Annotated in this window: 12 protein-coding genes, 1 tRNA gene and 2 pseudogenes; 6 read left to right on the top strand and 9 right to left on the bottom strand. The window is 54.8% G+C overall.

Annotation, left to right across the window (positions count from 1 at the left end; genetic code table 11):
* Window positions 1–9: 9 nt before the first annotated feature.
* Window positions 10–1,143, bottom strand: a complete 1,134-nt coding sequence (locus tag HEQ34_RS02140; RefSeq protein ID WP_296196745.1) for a reverse transcriptase domain-containing protein — start codon at window positions 1,141–1,143, stop codon at window positions 10–12.
* Window positions 1,144–1,918: 775 nt separating this feature from the next.
* Here HEQ34_RS02140 and HEQ34_RS02135 point away from each other — a divergent pair.
* The 3 genes and pseudogenes from HEQ34_RS02135 (at window position 1,919) to HEQ34_RS02125 (ending at window position 3,342) form a co-directional block, all read left to right on the top strand.
* The gene (locus tag HEQ34_RS02135; RefSeq protein ID WP_296196742.1) at window positions 1,919–2,104 is read left to right on the top strand and encodes a hypothetical protein; all 186 of its coding nucleotides are present in this window, start codon (window positions 1,919–1,921) and stop codon (window positions 2,102–2,104) included.
* A 171-nt stretch (window positions 2,105–2,275) separates the two neighbouring features.
* Window positions 2,276–2,557 (top strand): annotated as a pseudogene (locus HEQ34_RS02130) (hypothetical protein); the annotation flags it as partial.
* A 74-nt stretch (window positions 2,558–2,631) separates the two neighbouring features.
* Window positions 2,632–3,342 (top strand): hypothetical protein, encoded by a 711-nt coding sequence (locus tag HEQ34_RS02125; protein ID WP_296196739.1) that lies wholly within the window; start codon window positions 2,632–2,634, stop codon window positions 3,340–3,342.
* Window positions 3,343–3,372: 30 nt separating this feature from the next.
* On the opposite strand, the gene HEQ34_RS02120 is transcribed toward HEQ34_RS02125, so the two are convergent.
* The 4 genes and pseudogenes from HEQ34_RS02120 to recJ form a co-directional block, all read right to left on the bottom strand.
* Complete coding sequence (locus HEQ34_RS02120) at window positions 3,373–4,902, bottom strand: site-specific integrase (protein WP_296196737.1); 1,530 nt, start codon at window positions 4,900–4,902, stop codon at window positions 3,373–3,375.
* Window positions 4,903–4,905: 3 nt separating this feature from the next.
* Window positions 4,906–5,091: pseudogene (locus tag HEQ34_RS14440) on the bottom strand (DUF6538 domain-containing protein); the annotation flags it as partial.
* 172 nt (window positions 5,092–5,263) lie between these two features.
* Window positions 5,264–5,338, bottom strand: a tRNA-Glu gene (locus HEQ34_RS02115).
* Between the two features lie 66 nt (window positions 5,339–5,404).
* Window positions 5,405–7,171 (bottom strand): single-stranded-DNA-specific exonuclease RecJ, encoded by a 1,767-nt coding sequence (gene recJ / locus HEQ34_RS02110; RefSeq protein ID WP_296196735.1) that lies wholly within the window; start codon window positions 7,169–7,171, stop codon window positions 5,405–5,407.
* Window positions 7,172–7,212: 41 nt separating this feature from the next.
* Here recJ and HEQ34_RS02105 point away from each other — a divergent pair, with 41 nt between their 5' ends.
* A complete protein-coding gene (locus HEQ34_RS02105; RefSeq protein WP_296196732.1) occupies window positions 7,213–7,704 on the top strand; it encodes an NAD(P)H-dependent oxidoreductase in 492 nt (163 codons plus the stop codon).
* Between the two features lie 3 nt (window positions 7,705–7,707).
* Here HEQ34_RS02105 and glpX read toward each other — a convergent pair whose 3' ends face one another.
* The gene (gene glpX / locus HEQ34_RS02100) at window positions 7,708–8,691 is read right to left on the bottom strand and encodes a class II fructose-bisphosphatase (protein WP_296196730.1); all 984 of its coding nucleotides are present in this window, start codon (window positions 8,689–8,691) and stop codon (window positions 7,708–7,710) included.
* A gap of 105 nt (window positions 8,692–8,796) precedes the next feature.
* On the opposite strand from glpX, the gene HEQ34_RS02095 reads away from it, so the two are divergent.
* On the top strand, window positions 8,797–9,216 hold the full coding sequence (locus HEQ34_RS02095) for a hypothetical protein (RefSeq protein ID WP_296196728.1): 420 nt from the start codon (window positions 8,797–8,799) through the stop codon (window positions 9,214–9,216).
* On the opposite strand, the gene HEQ34_RS02090 is transcribed toward HEQ34_RS02095, so the two are convergent.
* Entirely contained in the window at window positions 9,217–10,536 is a 1,320-nt protein-coding gene (locus tag HEQ34_RS02090) for a homoserine dehydrogenase (RefSeq protein WP_296196725.1), read from the bottom strand.
* A 189-nt stretch (window positions 10,537–10,725) separates the two neighbouring features.
* Here HEQ34_RS02090 and HEQ34_RS02085 point away from each other — a divergent pair, with 189 nt between their 5' ends.
* Complete coding sequence (locus HEQ34_RS02085; RefSeq protein WP_296196722.1) at window positions 10,726–11,595, top strand: 3-hydroxyacyl-CoA dehydrogenase NAD-binding domain-containing protein; 870 nt, start codon at window positions 10,726–10,728, stop codon at window positions 11,593–11,595.
* Here HEQ34_RS02085 and HEQ34_RS02080 read toward each other — a convergent pair.
* A complete protein-coding gene (locus HEQ34_RS02080; RefSeq protein WP_296196719.1) occupies window positions 11,562–11,930 on the bottom strand; it encodes a multidrug efflux SMR transporter in 369 nt (122 codons plus the stop codon). The two genes, HEQ34_RS02085 and HEQ34_RS02080, sit on opposite strands and share 34 nt — an antisense overlap.
* Before the next feature lie 95 nt (window positions 11,931–12,025).
* Complete coding sequence (locus HEQ34_RS02075; protein ID WP_296196716.1) at window positions 12,026–12,832, bottom strand: MerR family transcriptional regulator; 807 nt, start codon at window positions 12,830–12,832, stop codon at window positions 12,026–12,028.
* Window positions 12,833–12,848 lie beyond the last annotated feature (16 nt).

The raw sequence follows: 12,848 nt of genomic DNA, 5'->3' as shown, positions 1-12,848 counted from the left end.
TTTGAAAGGTTAGATTAACGCCGGGCAGATCGATGCACCCTTAAGTAACTTGCTAGGCCCGCCCTCGGTGAAAAGGCGCGGCATTTGATCTGCTAGCAGATTTGCGGTGCTAGTCAGAAAATCAGTCATTTCAGAAAAACTTGCCCATTTATATTTTGCTTCTGTGATTGCAGCTCGAACGCGATACAGCATTGGAAGCATATCTAACTCACAATGTAGGATCGCAAAATACTCCGACCGAAATCGGCCTGCCCAAGCAGGAAAGGAGCGTATCCAACGAGCGCACTCTATTTCGATCGTCTCTGCCCAAAACTTTTCGGGAATGAGCAGTAATTTCCGGGCTATACGAACATGCAACTGTCGGAATGACCGTTTGGCAGGAAATGCTCGTCCAAAACCACCTGCCAGCATCCATTCCTGTCGGAACCTATAACCCAGATAGTCCATTTCTGGATCGCCTAGTTTGCAAACCTGAGTTGTCAGATGGAGCGATCCTCCAGAGGTCTTCTTCATTGAAGAAGTCAGGGCAATTAAGTTCGCTTGGATTTGCTCTTCCGTCTTTGCACCAATCATCACGTCGTCGACGTGTATGATAATCAGCGGAGCACTTAGCGCATCTAGATGCGGCTGTAATACTTTGCTGGTGACGAGGAGCGAAGCCAACGATCCCTGCGGTAAACTCTGTCGGATCGCGTTCACTGATTTATTGTTCGCTTTGTCTCCGTTGAGACTTGTTGCTGATATGTCTGTGTCGTCGTGGATGAAAATGGTTGCGTCGATGATCGACCACGGCAGGAACGGGAGCGCCTGCTTTACCATTTCGCGGTTAATTGACGGAAAGCAGTTACTCACGTCAGCCAGACCGAACCATCTTACTCCTTTATGCTTGATATTATGCAACGAAACTCGGGCCGCTGCATCCCGTCCTCGCCTCGACTGGGCGAACTCATAGGGGCTGGGACCAGCCACCACGAATATTATGTGGCTGACCATTTCCTGGGCAGCACGAGAGATTGGGCCAAAAGCGCATATTGTCCTTACGCCCAGTGTTCGCTTGGCTTGTTCCCAGGAAATGACCAGTTCTCCAGAGGGACGGAGAACATTGACCCGCTTCGATTGCGTTTTCACCTCATCCCACGTCATCGGAGCTCTATTCTTTGGATATGCCAGCAAAAATGAAATTGTCTTGGCAGCTAATGACGAGTGCATACGATGAAGAGTGTCCCGAGAGCGGTAGTGCCCCCCAGCAAATTCGACGCGCTGTAATCGGTGTAGTCGCCCCAAATACCCAGCAGTCATTCGACGAACTTCTGATGCGATGTCCTCGGGTAACTTATCCACTCCAAGTACGAACCTGGCCCTGTTTAACACCTGTGCCAACGTAAAGGGTGGTTCGAAAGGACGTGCATGCTGTGTCATTCCGACGCTCCATGCCCAACCGGCGCATCAATGAACTTTGCTACCTCGTCTTCACGATAGAATACGCTTTTGCCGAATTTCACAGATGACGGCCCATATCCTCGACGACGCCATGCTCTTAGCCCCCAAATTGAGATGCCAAGCTTTAGAGCAAGGTCAAGTTCGCTGAGATGGCCGGGTATATGACGAGCCATCACTCTGCCCCCCGCAACGATGCTGCGATGTGCACTGAAGTGCTGCAATAATTGCAAAGATAAGACATCTGAGAGCCCCCTGATCCGAATGGACCAAAACAGATTGCTGTTGGAAACTCTCGACAAGCACGCTTGTGGCTACGGTCATTTCATATGACTGCCGAGCATTACGTACATACGACATTGCATTTCATTGTGCAAGCTCGGTTGAATGCCGGTAGTGTCTCAGTTTGAATTTTGACCGATAGCCCAATCGCATTCCAGCCGCCGTTCCTATATGCTTAGCGCAAAGCATAGGAGGTTGCATGACCCGAGAAGACGAAATTGCTGAATTGCAGCGCATGTTCTACTTCATGGAACAGCGCCGCTCTAGATACGGCGGAAGCGCACGGTGGCGGGTCGGGGATACGGATCGAACCCAGTCCTATCTAAAACTTGTGAGCGGAATTGCCGACGACATCGAAAAGCTTCTGGAACTTCACAATGCCTAAAGGACCAAACGGGCAAAAGCGCCCAGCCGACGCTATCGGCCTTGCCGTTATGATCGGCAAGATTGCGACCGGCGAAATAGACGACACGAGCGATACAACGAAAAATGCTGCTGCAAAGCTTGGGAGTCTTGGAGGCAAGAAACGCGCCGCAAACATGACGCCCGAACGCCGACAAGCTATGTCGAGCGCCAGAACCTTACAATGCGTATGTCCATGCGCCGCTTCATCCGCTTGACCAATGCCTTTTCAAAGAAGCTGGATAACCACATTCACGCGCTGGCATTGTATTTCGTGTTCTACAATTTCACTCGTATCCACAAAACACTGCGCGTGTCGCCAGCTATGGCCGCTGGCATTACCGACCGCCTATGGTCGCTTGATGATGTTATCGTTAAGATTGATGAACTTGCCCCGGCCCCGAAAAAGCGTGGACCATACAAGAAACAAGTCTAAAAAGAAAAAGCCCCGGCATTGCCGGGGCTTCCGCCAACAAGTGAACAAGTTGGCATCGATAGGGGCCATATAGCGTGAGCGATCAAAAACGTCAAGATCAAAATCAGCGCAGAGGAGCTCTATATGTAGATGGCTTCAACCTTTATCATCCAATTCATCAAACAGGAATGAATCATCTTAAATGGGCGTGCCTCTGGAAACTTGGCGAAATGCTTTGCAAGCCTGAGGGGCTAAAGCTTGTGAAAGTTGTTTTTTGCACCGCTGTTCCCGATCACATACCGGGTTCATTTGAGCGCCACATAACATTTAACAACGCTCTTTCAGCAAGAGGCGTTGAAATTCTGCGAGGGCATCATGTCCCGGCCAACGGCGTCTATTCTGAAAAACAATCAGACATAAATGTTGCACTGTCTGTCATCTGTGACGGCGAAGACGATGAATATGACGCAGCGTTTCTTCTGTCCGCCGATTCTGACCAAGTTGCTACCGCGAAATTTTTTAATGCTCGCTTAGCACCGAAAGGCAAATTGCTTTTTGCCGCCATTCCGCCGGGTCAAAATTATCCAACGGACTATAAAGGCCTTGGTGTACCACGTAGAAATATATCAGTCGCAATGATTGAGCGTTGTGTAATGGACTCACAAGTTGACGGGGCAAATGGCATGATCAATCGCCCTCCCGAATATGACCCACCGGCTCACTGGATACACCCTAATGACCGCCCGAAAACTAAAGTTCCAAAGCCTCCATCGAAAGGCGCTTGGTCAAAAGGCGTAAAAGGCTAAATTTCAAACTGAGACACTACCTGAATGCCGCTAGTCTTTTTTGGCGGTCGGCAACAGGCTGGGGAGCCTAACCGGGAGCTTCATAGACGCCACTGCTTCAGCCAAAACACTTAGCGAAACCCCTGACCCGTACTTGCCGCCCATTGTGTTATCAGCGTGACCGATAATCCGGTCGATCACGTAGGGCTGACAACCTGCATCCCTTAGGGCGTCTTCAGCAGTGTGCCGGAAGCTGTGGAAAACGAGTTGCGGGTCTGTAAGGCCAACCTTGTCCATTAACCGGCCAAATATCTTGCTGTACTCAGTCGAAGCCTGACCATCGACTCCGAACGGTACATCCTTGAATAGTCTTACGTCTGCCTTGTCCTGTTTTGCCCTTTTTGCGACGAACTCCATAAACCCGAGAGAGAGCAAATCAGGATGTAATGGTACCCGACGATGACCTGCTCCAGACTTCACAGATTTGGTCTCAACCCCAACGAGCGCCTTCTCGTTGATATCAATATAGGAAATGCCATCTTCGACACGCACATCTCCAATTGCCAACTGAACGAGTTCACCAAGCCGGGCTCCCGTTAAATAGCCAAGGATAGGTAACCAATACTTTGCATCCCGGAATACCTTGCCGCCTACGACAAACCGTCGATGTGGTGAAAGACAGCCGATAAAAAGAGGGCAGGAGAAAAGGCGCTCCAGATCGGATTTCACAAATGACCGACGCACTCGAACAAATGTTTTCTCTTTTTTGACAACCACCTTGATCGACTGTGCGGGGTTCACCTCAATTAGCCCTTCCACCGAAACCGCCCATTTTAAGAAGGTCTTTATGGGCTGAAAAATCAGTTCTACGGTCTTCAATTTTATTCGGGCGTTAGCATTTGCTGTCTGCTTAGCTGCAAAGCTCTGACTAGCGGCAAAACCGTGGTTCGCACGAAGCGTCAAAAGCGCGTCCCGATAGTTACGGATATCGCTAGGCTGGATGCTTTCAATTGGTCGCTGTGCTCCCAAAAACTCGACGAGGTAGCCAAGTTGCCAAACCCGAGCCTTGTAAGTCTTGAGTTTCCACACGCTGCGGTAAACAGATAGATACTTCTCAACTGCATCGCCAAGTTGCGGGCCTTTGAAGGTGGGCAATACGCCCTGCTCAGTCACTCCCAAAGCCGCCGACACAAATAGGCTGTCAGCAGGAGAAAAGTGCGCCAGCCTGTCGTCAATGCGAAGTTGGAAAAACCGCTGCTGCTCAATCAAAGCTCTTGCAACACCATTCGCAATATCGTCGATGCGTGCTTGACTCAGTTCATCTTGTCCAAAGCCATTGCGTGTAAGGAGATTGCGGAGATGATACCGAACTTCACCGTCAAATTTCGTCAGCGCGATCTGATTTCGTAAGTCCGCGATGCGATCTTGAGACATGAAAAGTTGCTCGCGCATTTCATCGTCTATTTGGTCAGTTTGCGCAACATAGGCCCCTACAGCCTCCTGCTCTGCAATTACGTTCACGAAAATGTCCTGAACTAGCTTACGGACATCATTTGTCGTCATTTGAGTTGTCTTAATCATTTCAAAAGCCTCCATCACCAGAGCCGTGAGTAAGGCTGCAAGAGGACGAGCTTTGCGGAACGAACAGGTCCTTAAAGACCGAACGAGCTCCGTCTTGCCGACTTGCGGCCTAATTGCGTCCGGCACCCGAATTCTCAGATGATAGACGCCATCACGGCGTTGAAGGTGTGGGGCGCGTACTCCGCTCACGGCGGCGTACCCCGGTTCCAGCTCCACCAAATTTGAGCCGACCCTGCCGATATTACACCCTCGGCTGCACGGGCTGAATGTCCATTATGTACCGTCGGTATGTACTGGAAACGCAGTAGACAGGGAACTGATACCCAAAACCGCCCAGTATTCCAAGGAATATCAGAACGGATGGTGACCCCTACGGGAATCGAACCCGTGTTTCAGCCGTGAAAGGGCCGCGTCCTAACCGCTAGACGAAGGGGCCAATCGCTTGGCGAGCCGCGCCTTTACGGATTCGTTCTGCCCCCGTCAAGGCCAAGTTGGCGCAAATTCAGTCGGCAAAGGCAATGTCGTCGACATGCAGCTCCGCTTTTGGCGTTGCGCCCCAGTCATCGGTCTTGGCGCGGCCTGCAAACCAGTAGCGGCGACCGCGATCGGCGTGGAGCATGGTCTGACCAAGAACGGTCTCGCCCTGACGAAATGCCATGGCTTTGAACGACTGGCCATCGTCGCCTGCCACAATAGCGCGGACATGGTCCTTGCCGACAATATCGCATTTGATGATTCGCAATGGCCCTGTAACCACCCGCGGCCCGGGCCAGCCCATGCCATAAGGTCCAGCGGACTCCATGGCGTCGACAAAAATGGGGTTCAGCCCGCGCGGCGCGACAATGGCGTCGATCAGCAACGCCTTGGTCCCCGATGCGTTGGCGACATCTGTTGCCAGCCGCGCGTCGAGCCAGTCGGCCAAGGCATCAATTTTATCGCGCGCTACGGTCAGGCCCGCCGCCATGGCATGGCCACCGCCTGCCACCAGCAATCCAGCCTCGCGTGCCGAAATGATTGCCGCGCCCAGGTCAACACCCGCGATGGACCGACCCGATCCTTTGCCGACCCCATTTTCGTCGACGGCAATGACGATCGATGGCTTGCCAGTCTTTTCCTTGATGCGACCGGCAACGATGCCAATGACACCCGGATGCCAGCCTTCGCCAGATAACAACGCCACTGCGCGGTTATGTTGTCCGGCCAAGTTGGCCTCGGCCTGTTCCTGCACCACCGATTCAATCGCCCGGCGTTCTTCATTCAGGCGGTCAAGCTCCATCGCGATGTCTTGTGCCTCGACCGCATCTTCGGTGATCAGCAAGCGCACGCCAAGGTCAGATTTGCCGACGCGGCCGCCGGCATTTATGCGTGGACCCAAGGCAAAGCCAAGGTCGGAGCATATCGGTGCGCGGGTCAGGCGGCTCGCTTGAATGAGCGCGGACAGACCTATGTTGCGGCGCGCGGCCATTACCTTCAGCCCTTGCGCAACGAACGCGCGGTTCAGCCCGCGCAGCTGCGCCACGTCGGCCACGGTGCCCAAGGCCACGATATCGAGTAGCTCCATGATTTTGGGTTCGGCCCGGGTGGCGAAATAGCCACGGGTGCGCAGCGTGCGGATCAACGCTGCCCCCAAAAGGAATGCCACGCCAACCGCCGCCAGATGCCCGTGGGACGCCGCTGCGTCGGTTTCGTCCAGTCGGTTGGGGTTGACCAAGGCAAAGGCCTCAGGAAGCTCTGTGGCGCATTTATGATGGTCTACGACGATGACCTCGAGCCCAGCGGCCTTGGCCTGCGACAAGGCGTCATAGGCCATGGCTCCGCAATCGACGGTAACGATCAAGCGGCTGCCGCCGTCGCCAATACGGACCAAGGCTTCGCCAGAGGGGCCATAGCCCTCCATCAAGCGGTCCGGGATATAATAGCCTGCGTCTAGCCCCAAATTGCGCAGCAAGCGGATGAGGAGCGCCGCGCTGGTCGCGCCATCGACGTCGTAATCACCATAGACGGTGATTTGCTCCCCTGCCTCAACCGCCTGTGCCAGTCGAAGTGCCGCATTCTCCATATCCTGAAAGATCGACGGGTCGGGCATGAAGTTGCGGATGGTCGGGTTGCGGTGCCGCTCGATATCGTCGCGCGCGACACCGCGCGCCATGAGCAACTGGGTCACAAGATCGTCAGGCTGAAAATCCGGGTCGCGGCCATCGGTGCCGCTGCCCCGCCAATGCCAGGCTTGTTCAAGGATGGAGTGATTTATGTCGAGGACTGGCTTCATGATGCTTCCCTATGGCGCGCTGCTGGTGCTAGCAAGTGGGGATGAAGCAACTGGCAATAATCTGGCACAGCATGACCGGCGGGTCGAAGGCTCTGGCGCAGGCGGCCTATGACGGCGCGGTGCGGGGGCAGGGCGTGCATGTGCTGATGCTGAACGCAGCAGAGGCCGACCCTGAACATATGTTGGCGGCGGATGGCTATCTGTTCGTCTTTCCTGAAAATCTGGCGGCGATCAGCGGGGGCATGAAAAGCTTTTTCGACCGATGCTATTATCCTTGCCTTGGCGCGCTAAACGGGCGGCCTTATGCGATGATCGTATGCGCTGGTTCGGATGGACGCAATGCGGTTGCGCAGGCCGAACGGATCGCGACGGGCTGGCGGCTGCGACAAATACTGCCAACTGTGATTGTGTGCACGCATGCGCAGACACAAGCGGCGATATTGGCGGCCAAAATTATTGATGTTGCGCAGCTATCAGCGGCAGCGGAAATGGGCGATCAGATCGCGACGGGTCTGCAAATGGGTATTTACTAAATATCAGCCGATATGGTCCGCTTTCCGATGCTCGCTCTTGACCCAGCGAACGGTGCCCGATGAGGCGCGCATCACCACACTTTCGGTGGTCACGCGGCCATCACGAAGGGTCTTTACGCCCTCAAGCAAGGAACCATGCGTAACGCCCGTAGCGGCAAAGATACAGTCGCCTTTGGCCAGTTCTTCAAGATCATAGATTTTGTCGAGATCCTCGATACCCCATTTGCGGGCGCGCAGCCGCTCATCGTCATTGCGGAACAGCAAGCGGCCCTTAAACTGGCCACCGACGCAACGCAAAGCAGCGGCTGCCAGCACGCCCTCTGGCGCGCCCCCGCTACCCATATAGATGTCGACGGTCGTGTCGGGGTTCGTGGTTGCTATCACACCGGCGACGTCGCCATCGGGGATAAGCATGACGCCGCAGCCAATTTCGCGCAGTTCGGCGATCATCTTTTCATGGCGGGGACGGTCAAGCACGCACACAATCAGCTCATGCGGCGGCACACCTTTTTCCGCGGCAACAGCAGCAACATTTTCAGCCACCGATTTGTCGAGATTGACGATGTTGGGTGAATAGCCGGGGCCAACTGCGATCTTGTCCATGTAGACATCGGGCGCGTTGAGTAAATTGCCTTCTTCGGCCACGGCCAGAACGGCCAGTGCGTTCGGGCCGGCCTTTGCGGTGATGGTAGTGCCCTCCAACGGATCCAGCGCGATGTCGATTTTGGGGCCAGTGCCAATCGCCGATCCGACCTTTTCACCAATGAACAGCATCGGCGCTTCGTCCCGCTCGCCTTCACCGATGACGACCGTTCCATCCATATATAATTCGTTCAAGGCGGCGCGCATCGCTTCGACGGCGGCGGCATCCGCTGCCTTCTCATCGCCGCGACCAATAAGCTTCGCCGCTGCGATGGCAGCAGCTTCCGTCACCCGCACCATTTCCAAAACAAGGACCCGGTCGAGGATTTGGCTTGCTGTAGTCATCGTTTTTTCCTAGCTATTTGAAATATCGGGTTTCTGGGGAAAGAAATTTCGGCATCTGGGGCGTTAACGTCGGCACTGCGGTTCCGATAGGGAAGGCGTAGCTAAATGTCGAGATTACTTGTCGCCGCCGCGGCACTTTCTGCTTCCGTCGTTTCTGCGCAGCCAGTGAGCGATGACGAAATTGCGGAACGGATCGAAAAAGCCCGGCGGATAATTGCGGTCGATGAAGATGGCTGCGTTAAATATCCTGCAACCGACGAAATTGTCGTGTGCGGCGAAAACCCAGACAATAAAAGCCAGCGCATGTTTACGGATCGAGGTCCTCCTGATGAAAACCGTATCCGCCCCGGCGAGGCGGTCTCGCAACTGCGCGCGGCCTGCTGCTCGCCAATCCCTAAAATTCCGCCATTTTGGACATCTTCGTTCGGCTATGTTCCGCCGCCGGCGATCCCCTTGGAAGAAGTGCTTAAAGGGCTGCCTGAACCGGATATGATTGTCACCGACGGCGAGAACGCACCGCCCTGATCATTCGCCCAAAATGTGCATCACCATCGGCTCGCCAAGCAAGCTATCGGATGTTGAAAGCGCATTTATGGTGTCGTTGATGGCTTGCTCGGGCCCAGCATGTGTAACCATGGCAATCAATGCCGAACCATCGTCACCTGCCTCGGTTTGGATGAGGCTTTCAATCGACAGCCCCGCATCGCGCATCGCTGCGGTGATTTCCGCGAGCACACCGACCCGGTCGGCCACCAACATGCGCAAATAAGTTTTGCTGATCCGGTGCGCCGAGGCTGCGCGCGGCATTTTTTCAAGTTCAGCCGACGGCATGGAGAATGCAGGGCCGGTTTCCTTGCGCGCAATATCGACCAAATCGGCGACGACCGCTGACGCTGTTGGCTTGTCGCCTGCGCCTGCGCCTTGGAACAGCAGGCGGCCCGAGAAATTGCCCTCTGCAACGACGGCGTTGGTTGCGCCTGTGACAACTGCGAGCGGGTGGCTCAGCGGCACGAGGCACGGCTCAACGCGCTGAAAAATAGTCGACGATCCATTGTCGCCGTCAATTTCAGCAAGGCCAATCAGCCGGATACGATAGCCCAAGGTTTTGGCCTGCGCGATGTCCGCCGCCAGGATTTTACGCACACCGCGCGCCTCAACTCCGCTAAAGTCGATGACAGAGCCAAAGCTTAAGGAGGCAAGAATCGAAAGCTTATGTGCGGCATCGATCCCGTCAATGTCGAACGACGGATCGGCTTCGGCAAAGCCCTTGGCCTGCGCATCGGAAAGAACCTGCGCAAAATCCAGCCCGTCGCGCTCCATAGTGGACAGGATGAAATTGCATGTGCCATTGAGAATGCCATAGACCCGGTCAATGCGGTTGGCGGCGGCACCATCGCGCAGACCTTGAATGACAGGAATACCTCCGGCAACAGCCGCTTCAAATTTGAGCGCAGCCTGCTTGCTCTCCGCCAAAGCCGCAAGCTCGAAACCATGATGCGCGATCATCGCCTTGTTGGCGGTCACCAAAGCGCGTCCGTTGGACAAAGTCTCACGGGCCAAGGTCAGGGCAGGGCCATCGGATCCCCCGACGAGCTCTACCACAACGTCAATATCGTCCGTGGTCGCAAGCGCACCCATGTCGTCGACCCAGCGATACGGCGACAGATCAACGCCGCGATCCTTTGTCCGGTCACGCGCGGTAATGGCGACAATCTTGATCTCGCGGCCGGCTCTACGCGCAATAAGCGCTGCATTTTCTTCAATCAGGCGAATGACACCACTGCCCACGGTTCCAAGTCCAGCGAGGCCCACTTTAAGGGGTGCATGACGAACGGGTGTGGACATGGCTAAATGACTTTCTGCCTTGAATCTGGAGGATTTATGCCGCGCTTAAGTGGAAATTGATGGAAACGCTAGCCCAAGCTTGCGATACCCTTGCGGTTGTGCGCGCCAAAGGCATAAGACAAGCGCAAGGCTGGCGCTTGGGCATGGGGTTCGCTAGAGCCCGGATGGAAGCGAAATCGGAGTGAAAAAATGCGTGCAGTTGGTGTTATCGGGGCGGGTCAAATGGGTGCAGGCATATCGCAAGTGAGCGCTGCTGCTGGCTATCATGTCTATCTATCCGACCTTGATCTGGCCAAGGCCGAAGCAGGCAAAGCCAGCATTGCCAAAGCCTTGGTCCGCTTGGTCGCCAAAGAGAAAATGGGGCAGGTCGAAGCCGACACAGTGTTGGCGCGCATTGAGCCTGTCGCCAGCTATGAACCGATGGCTGATGCCGGGCTAATCATCGAAGCGGCGACCGAGCGCGAGGATATCAAGCGCAAGATATTTGAGGCTGTGGGCAAAATCCTTGGCCATCAGGCGGTGCTGGCATCGAACACATCGTCCATCCCTATTACCCGTTTGGCGCAGGCGTCGTCCGACCCAAAAAGATTTATTGGTGTCCATTTCTTCAATCCGGTGCCCGTCATGGGCCTGATTGAAATCATCCGTGGGCTTGCGACGACGGACGCGACGGTCGACATCGTGCGCCAATATGGCGAAGCGCTTGGCAAGCAATTGGTTTTTGCCAATGATGCGCCGGGCTTCATCGTCAACCGCGTGTTGATGCCCATGATCAACGAAGCAATCTTTGCGCTTGGCGAAGGCGTTGCCAACATGCGCGATATCGATACCGCGTGCCAGCTTGGCCTCAATCACCCCATGGGGCCCCTGACCTTGGCAGATTTTATCGGGCTCGATACCTGTCTTGAAATCACCAATATACTGTTCCAATCGACGGGCGATCCAAAGTTCCGCCCTGCGCCCTTGCTGCAAAAATATGTTGAGGCCGGATGGTATGGCCGCAAGGTAAAGCGCGGATTTTACGATTATTCGGGGGACATGCCCGAACCGACACGTTGAGGCTCTGCGGCATCGGCTTTTGTTGTCAGATTTAACCCGGTTGCCCCGACCAAGATCAGCAGGATAAACCCAATCTGGATGGGTTGCAGGCTTTGTTTGAACACCAGCCAACCGATGATGGTAATCGCCAATATCCCGACCCCGGCCCAGATCGCGTAAGCTACCCCCACCGGAATGCTCTTCATCGCCACGGCAAGGAAGGCGAAGCATACCCAATAACATGCCATCGAGCCAATACCGAGGCCGATACGGGCAAAGCCGTCCGACGCCTTGAGCAGGCTCGTTCCTGCTATTTCAAAGGCAATGGCGATTGCCAGATAGATCCACGCGTTCATTTCAATCTCCCTCTTTGTTCGCTTCAAAACTTGGGTCAGGACCACTTAAGTCCACCTTCGCGGTTTGAGGCCATTTTGACGCCGCGAAGATGGATTTAAGTGGTCCTGACCCAAGGCAACGTCCCGCCCCGCATGATGCGCGCCGTCGTGGCGCGTTTCATAAAGTCCCAGACCAACTTGTCGAAACCGGGGTCGGGTGCGCCTTCGCCTGTCCATTGATCCATTTCGTCAAACATTTTTATGCTCGATTGCCACATGTCAGGCGTGCTGACCGCAGAAAAGGGCTTGAGCAGTTCGAACCACTCATCGACAAAGCCCTGCGCGCGTTCGCTTTCGGGCTCCATTGGTATCGCGGCTTTGATACGGTCGCCCAAACTCTGCCATTGCGCATCATAGGATCGCGCATCGAAGTCAGCACCGATTAATTGCCATGCCCTTGCCCATTTCGCTTTCTCCTCCGGAGAAAAATATCGGTCGGTTATGGCTTGCCATTCCCTTGGCTCTTGATTCGTCATCCGCTGTCCAGATTCGATGAGCGCACAAAATGTCGCGGGGTCGATCCGTTCACCGTCGTCGAGGCGCGACATTGCAAAGCGAATGATTTGGCGCGCGCTGTTTATCTGCGCAGCCTCTTCATCAAGCATTTTTAGCTGAGCGGTCAACATCGCCGACATATCGACACTATGTCCCGCAAACAGACGTTGCATTTGCGATAGACTCAACCCTGCCGATTTCAGGACCGCGATCTGATGCAAGCGCGACAATTCGCGCGCACCGAATATCCTGCGCCCTGAAGCAGTGCGCAGTGGTGCGACGAGCCCCTTGGTTTCGTAAAAACGCAATGTGCGGCTTGTCAGTCCCGTGCGGCGTACAACTTCGTTTATTGGAAGCGAATCAGTCATATAGGCTTTATGCATC

Origin of the sequence: Sphingorhabdus sp. (genome assembly GCF_023910635.1) — a bacterium.
Classification (GTDB): Bacteria; Pseudomonadota; Alphaproteobacteria; order Sphingomonadales; family Sphingomonadaceae; genus Sphingorhabdus_B.
This window is presented reverse-complemented; position numbering and strand designations above follow the sequence as displayed.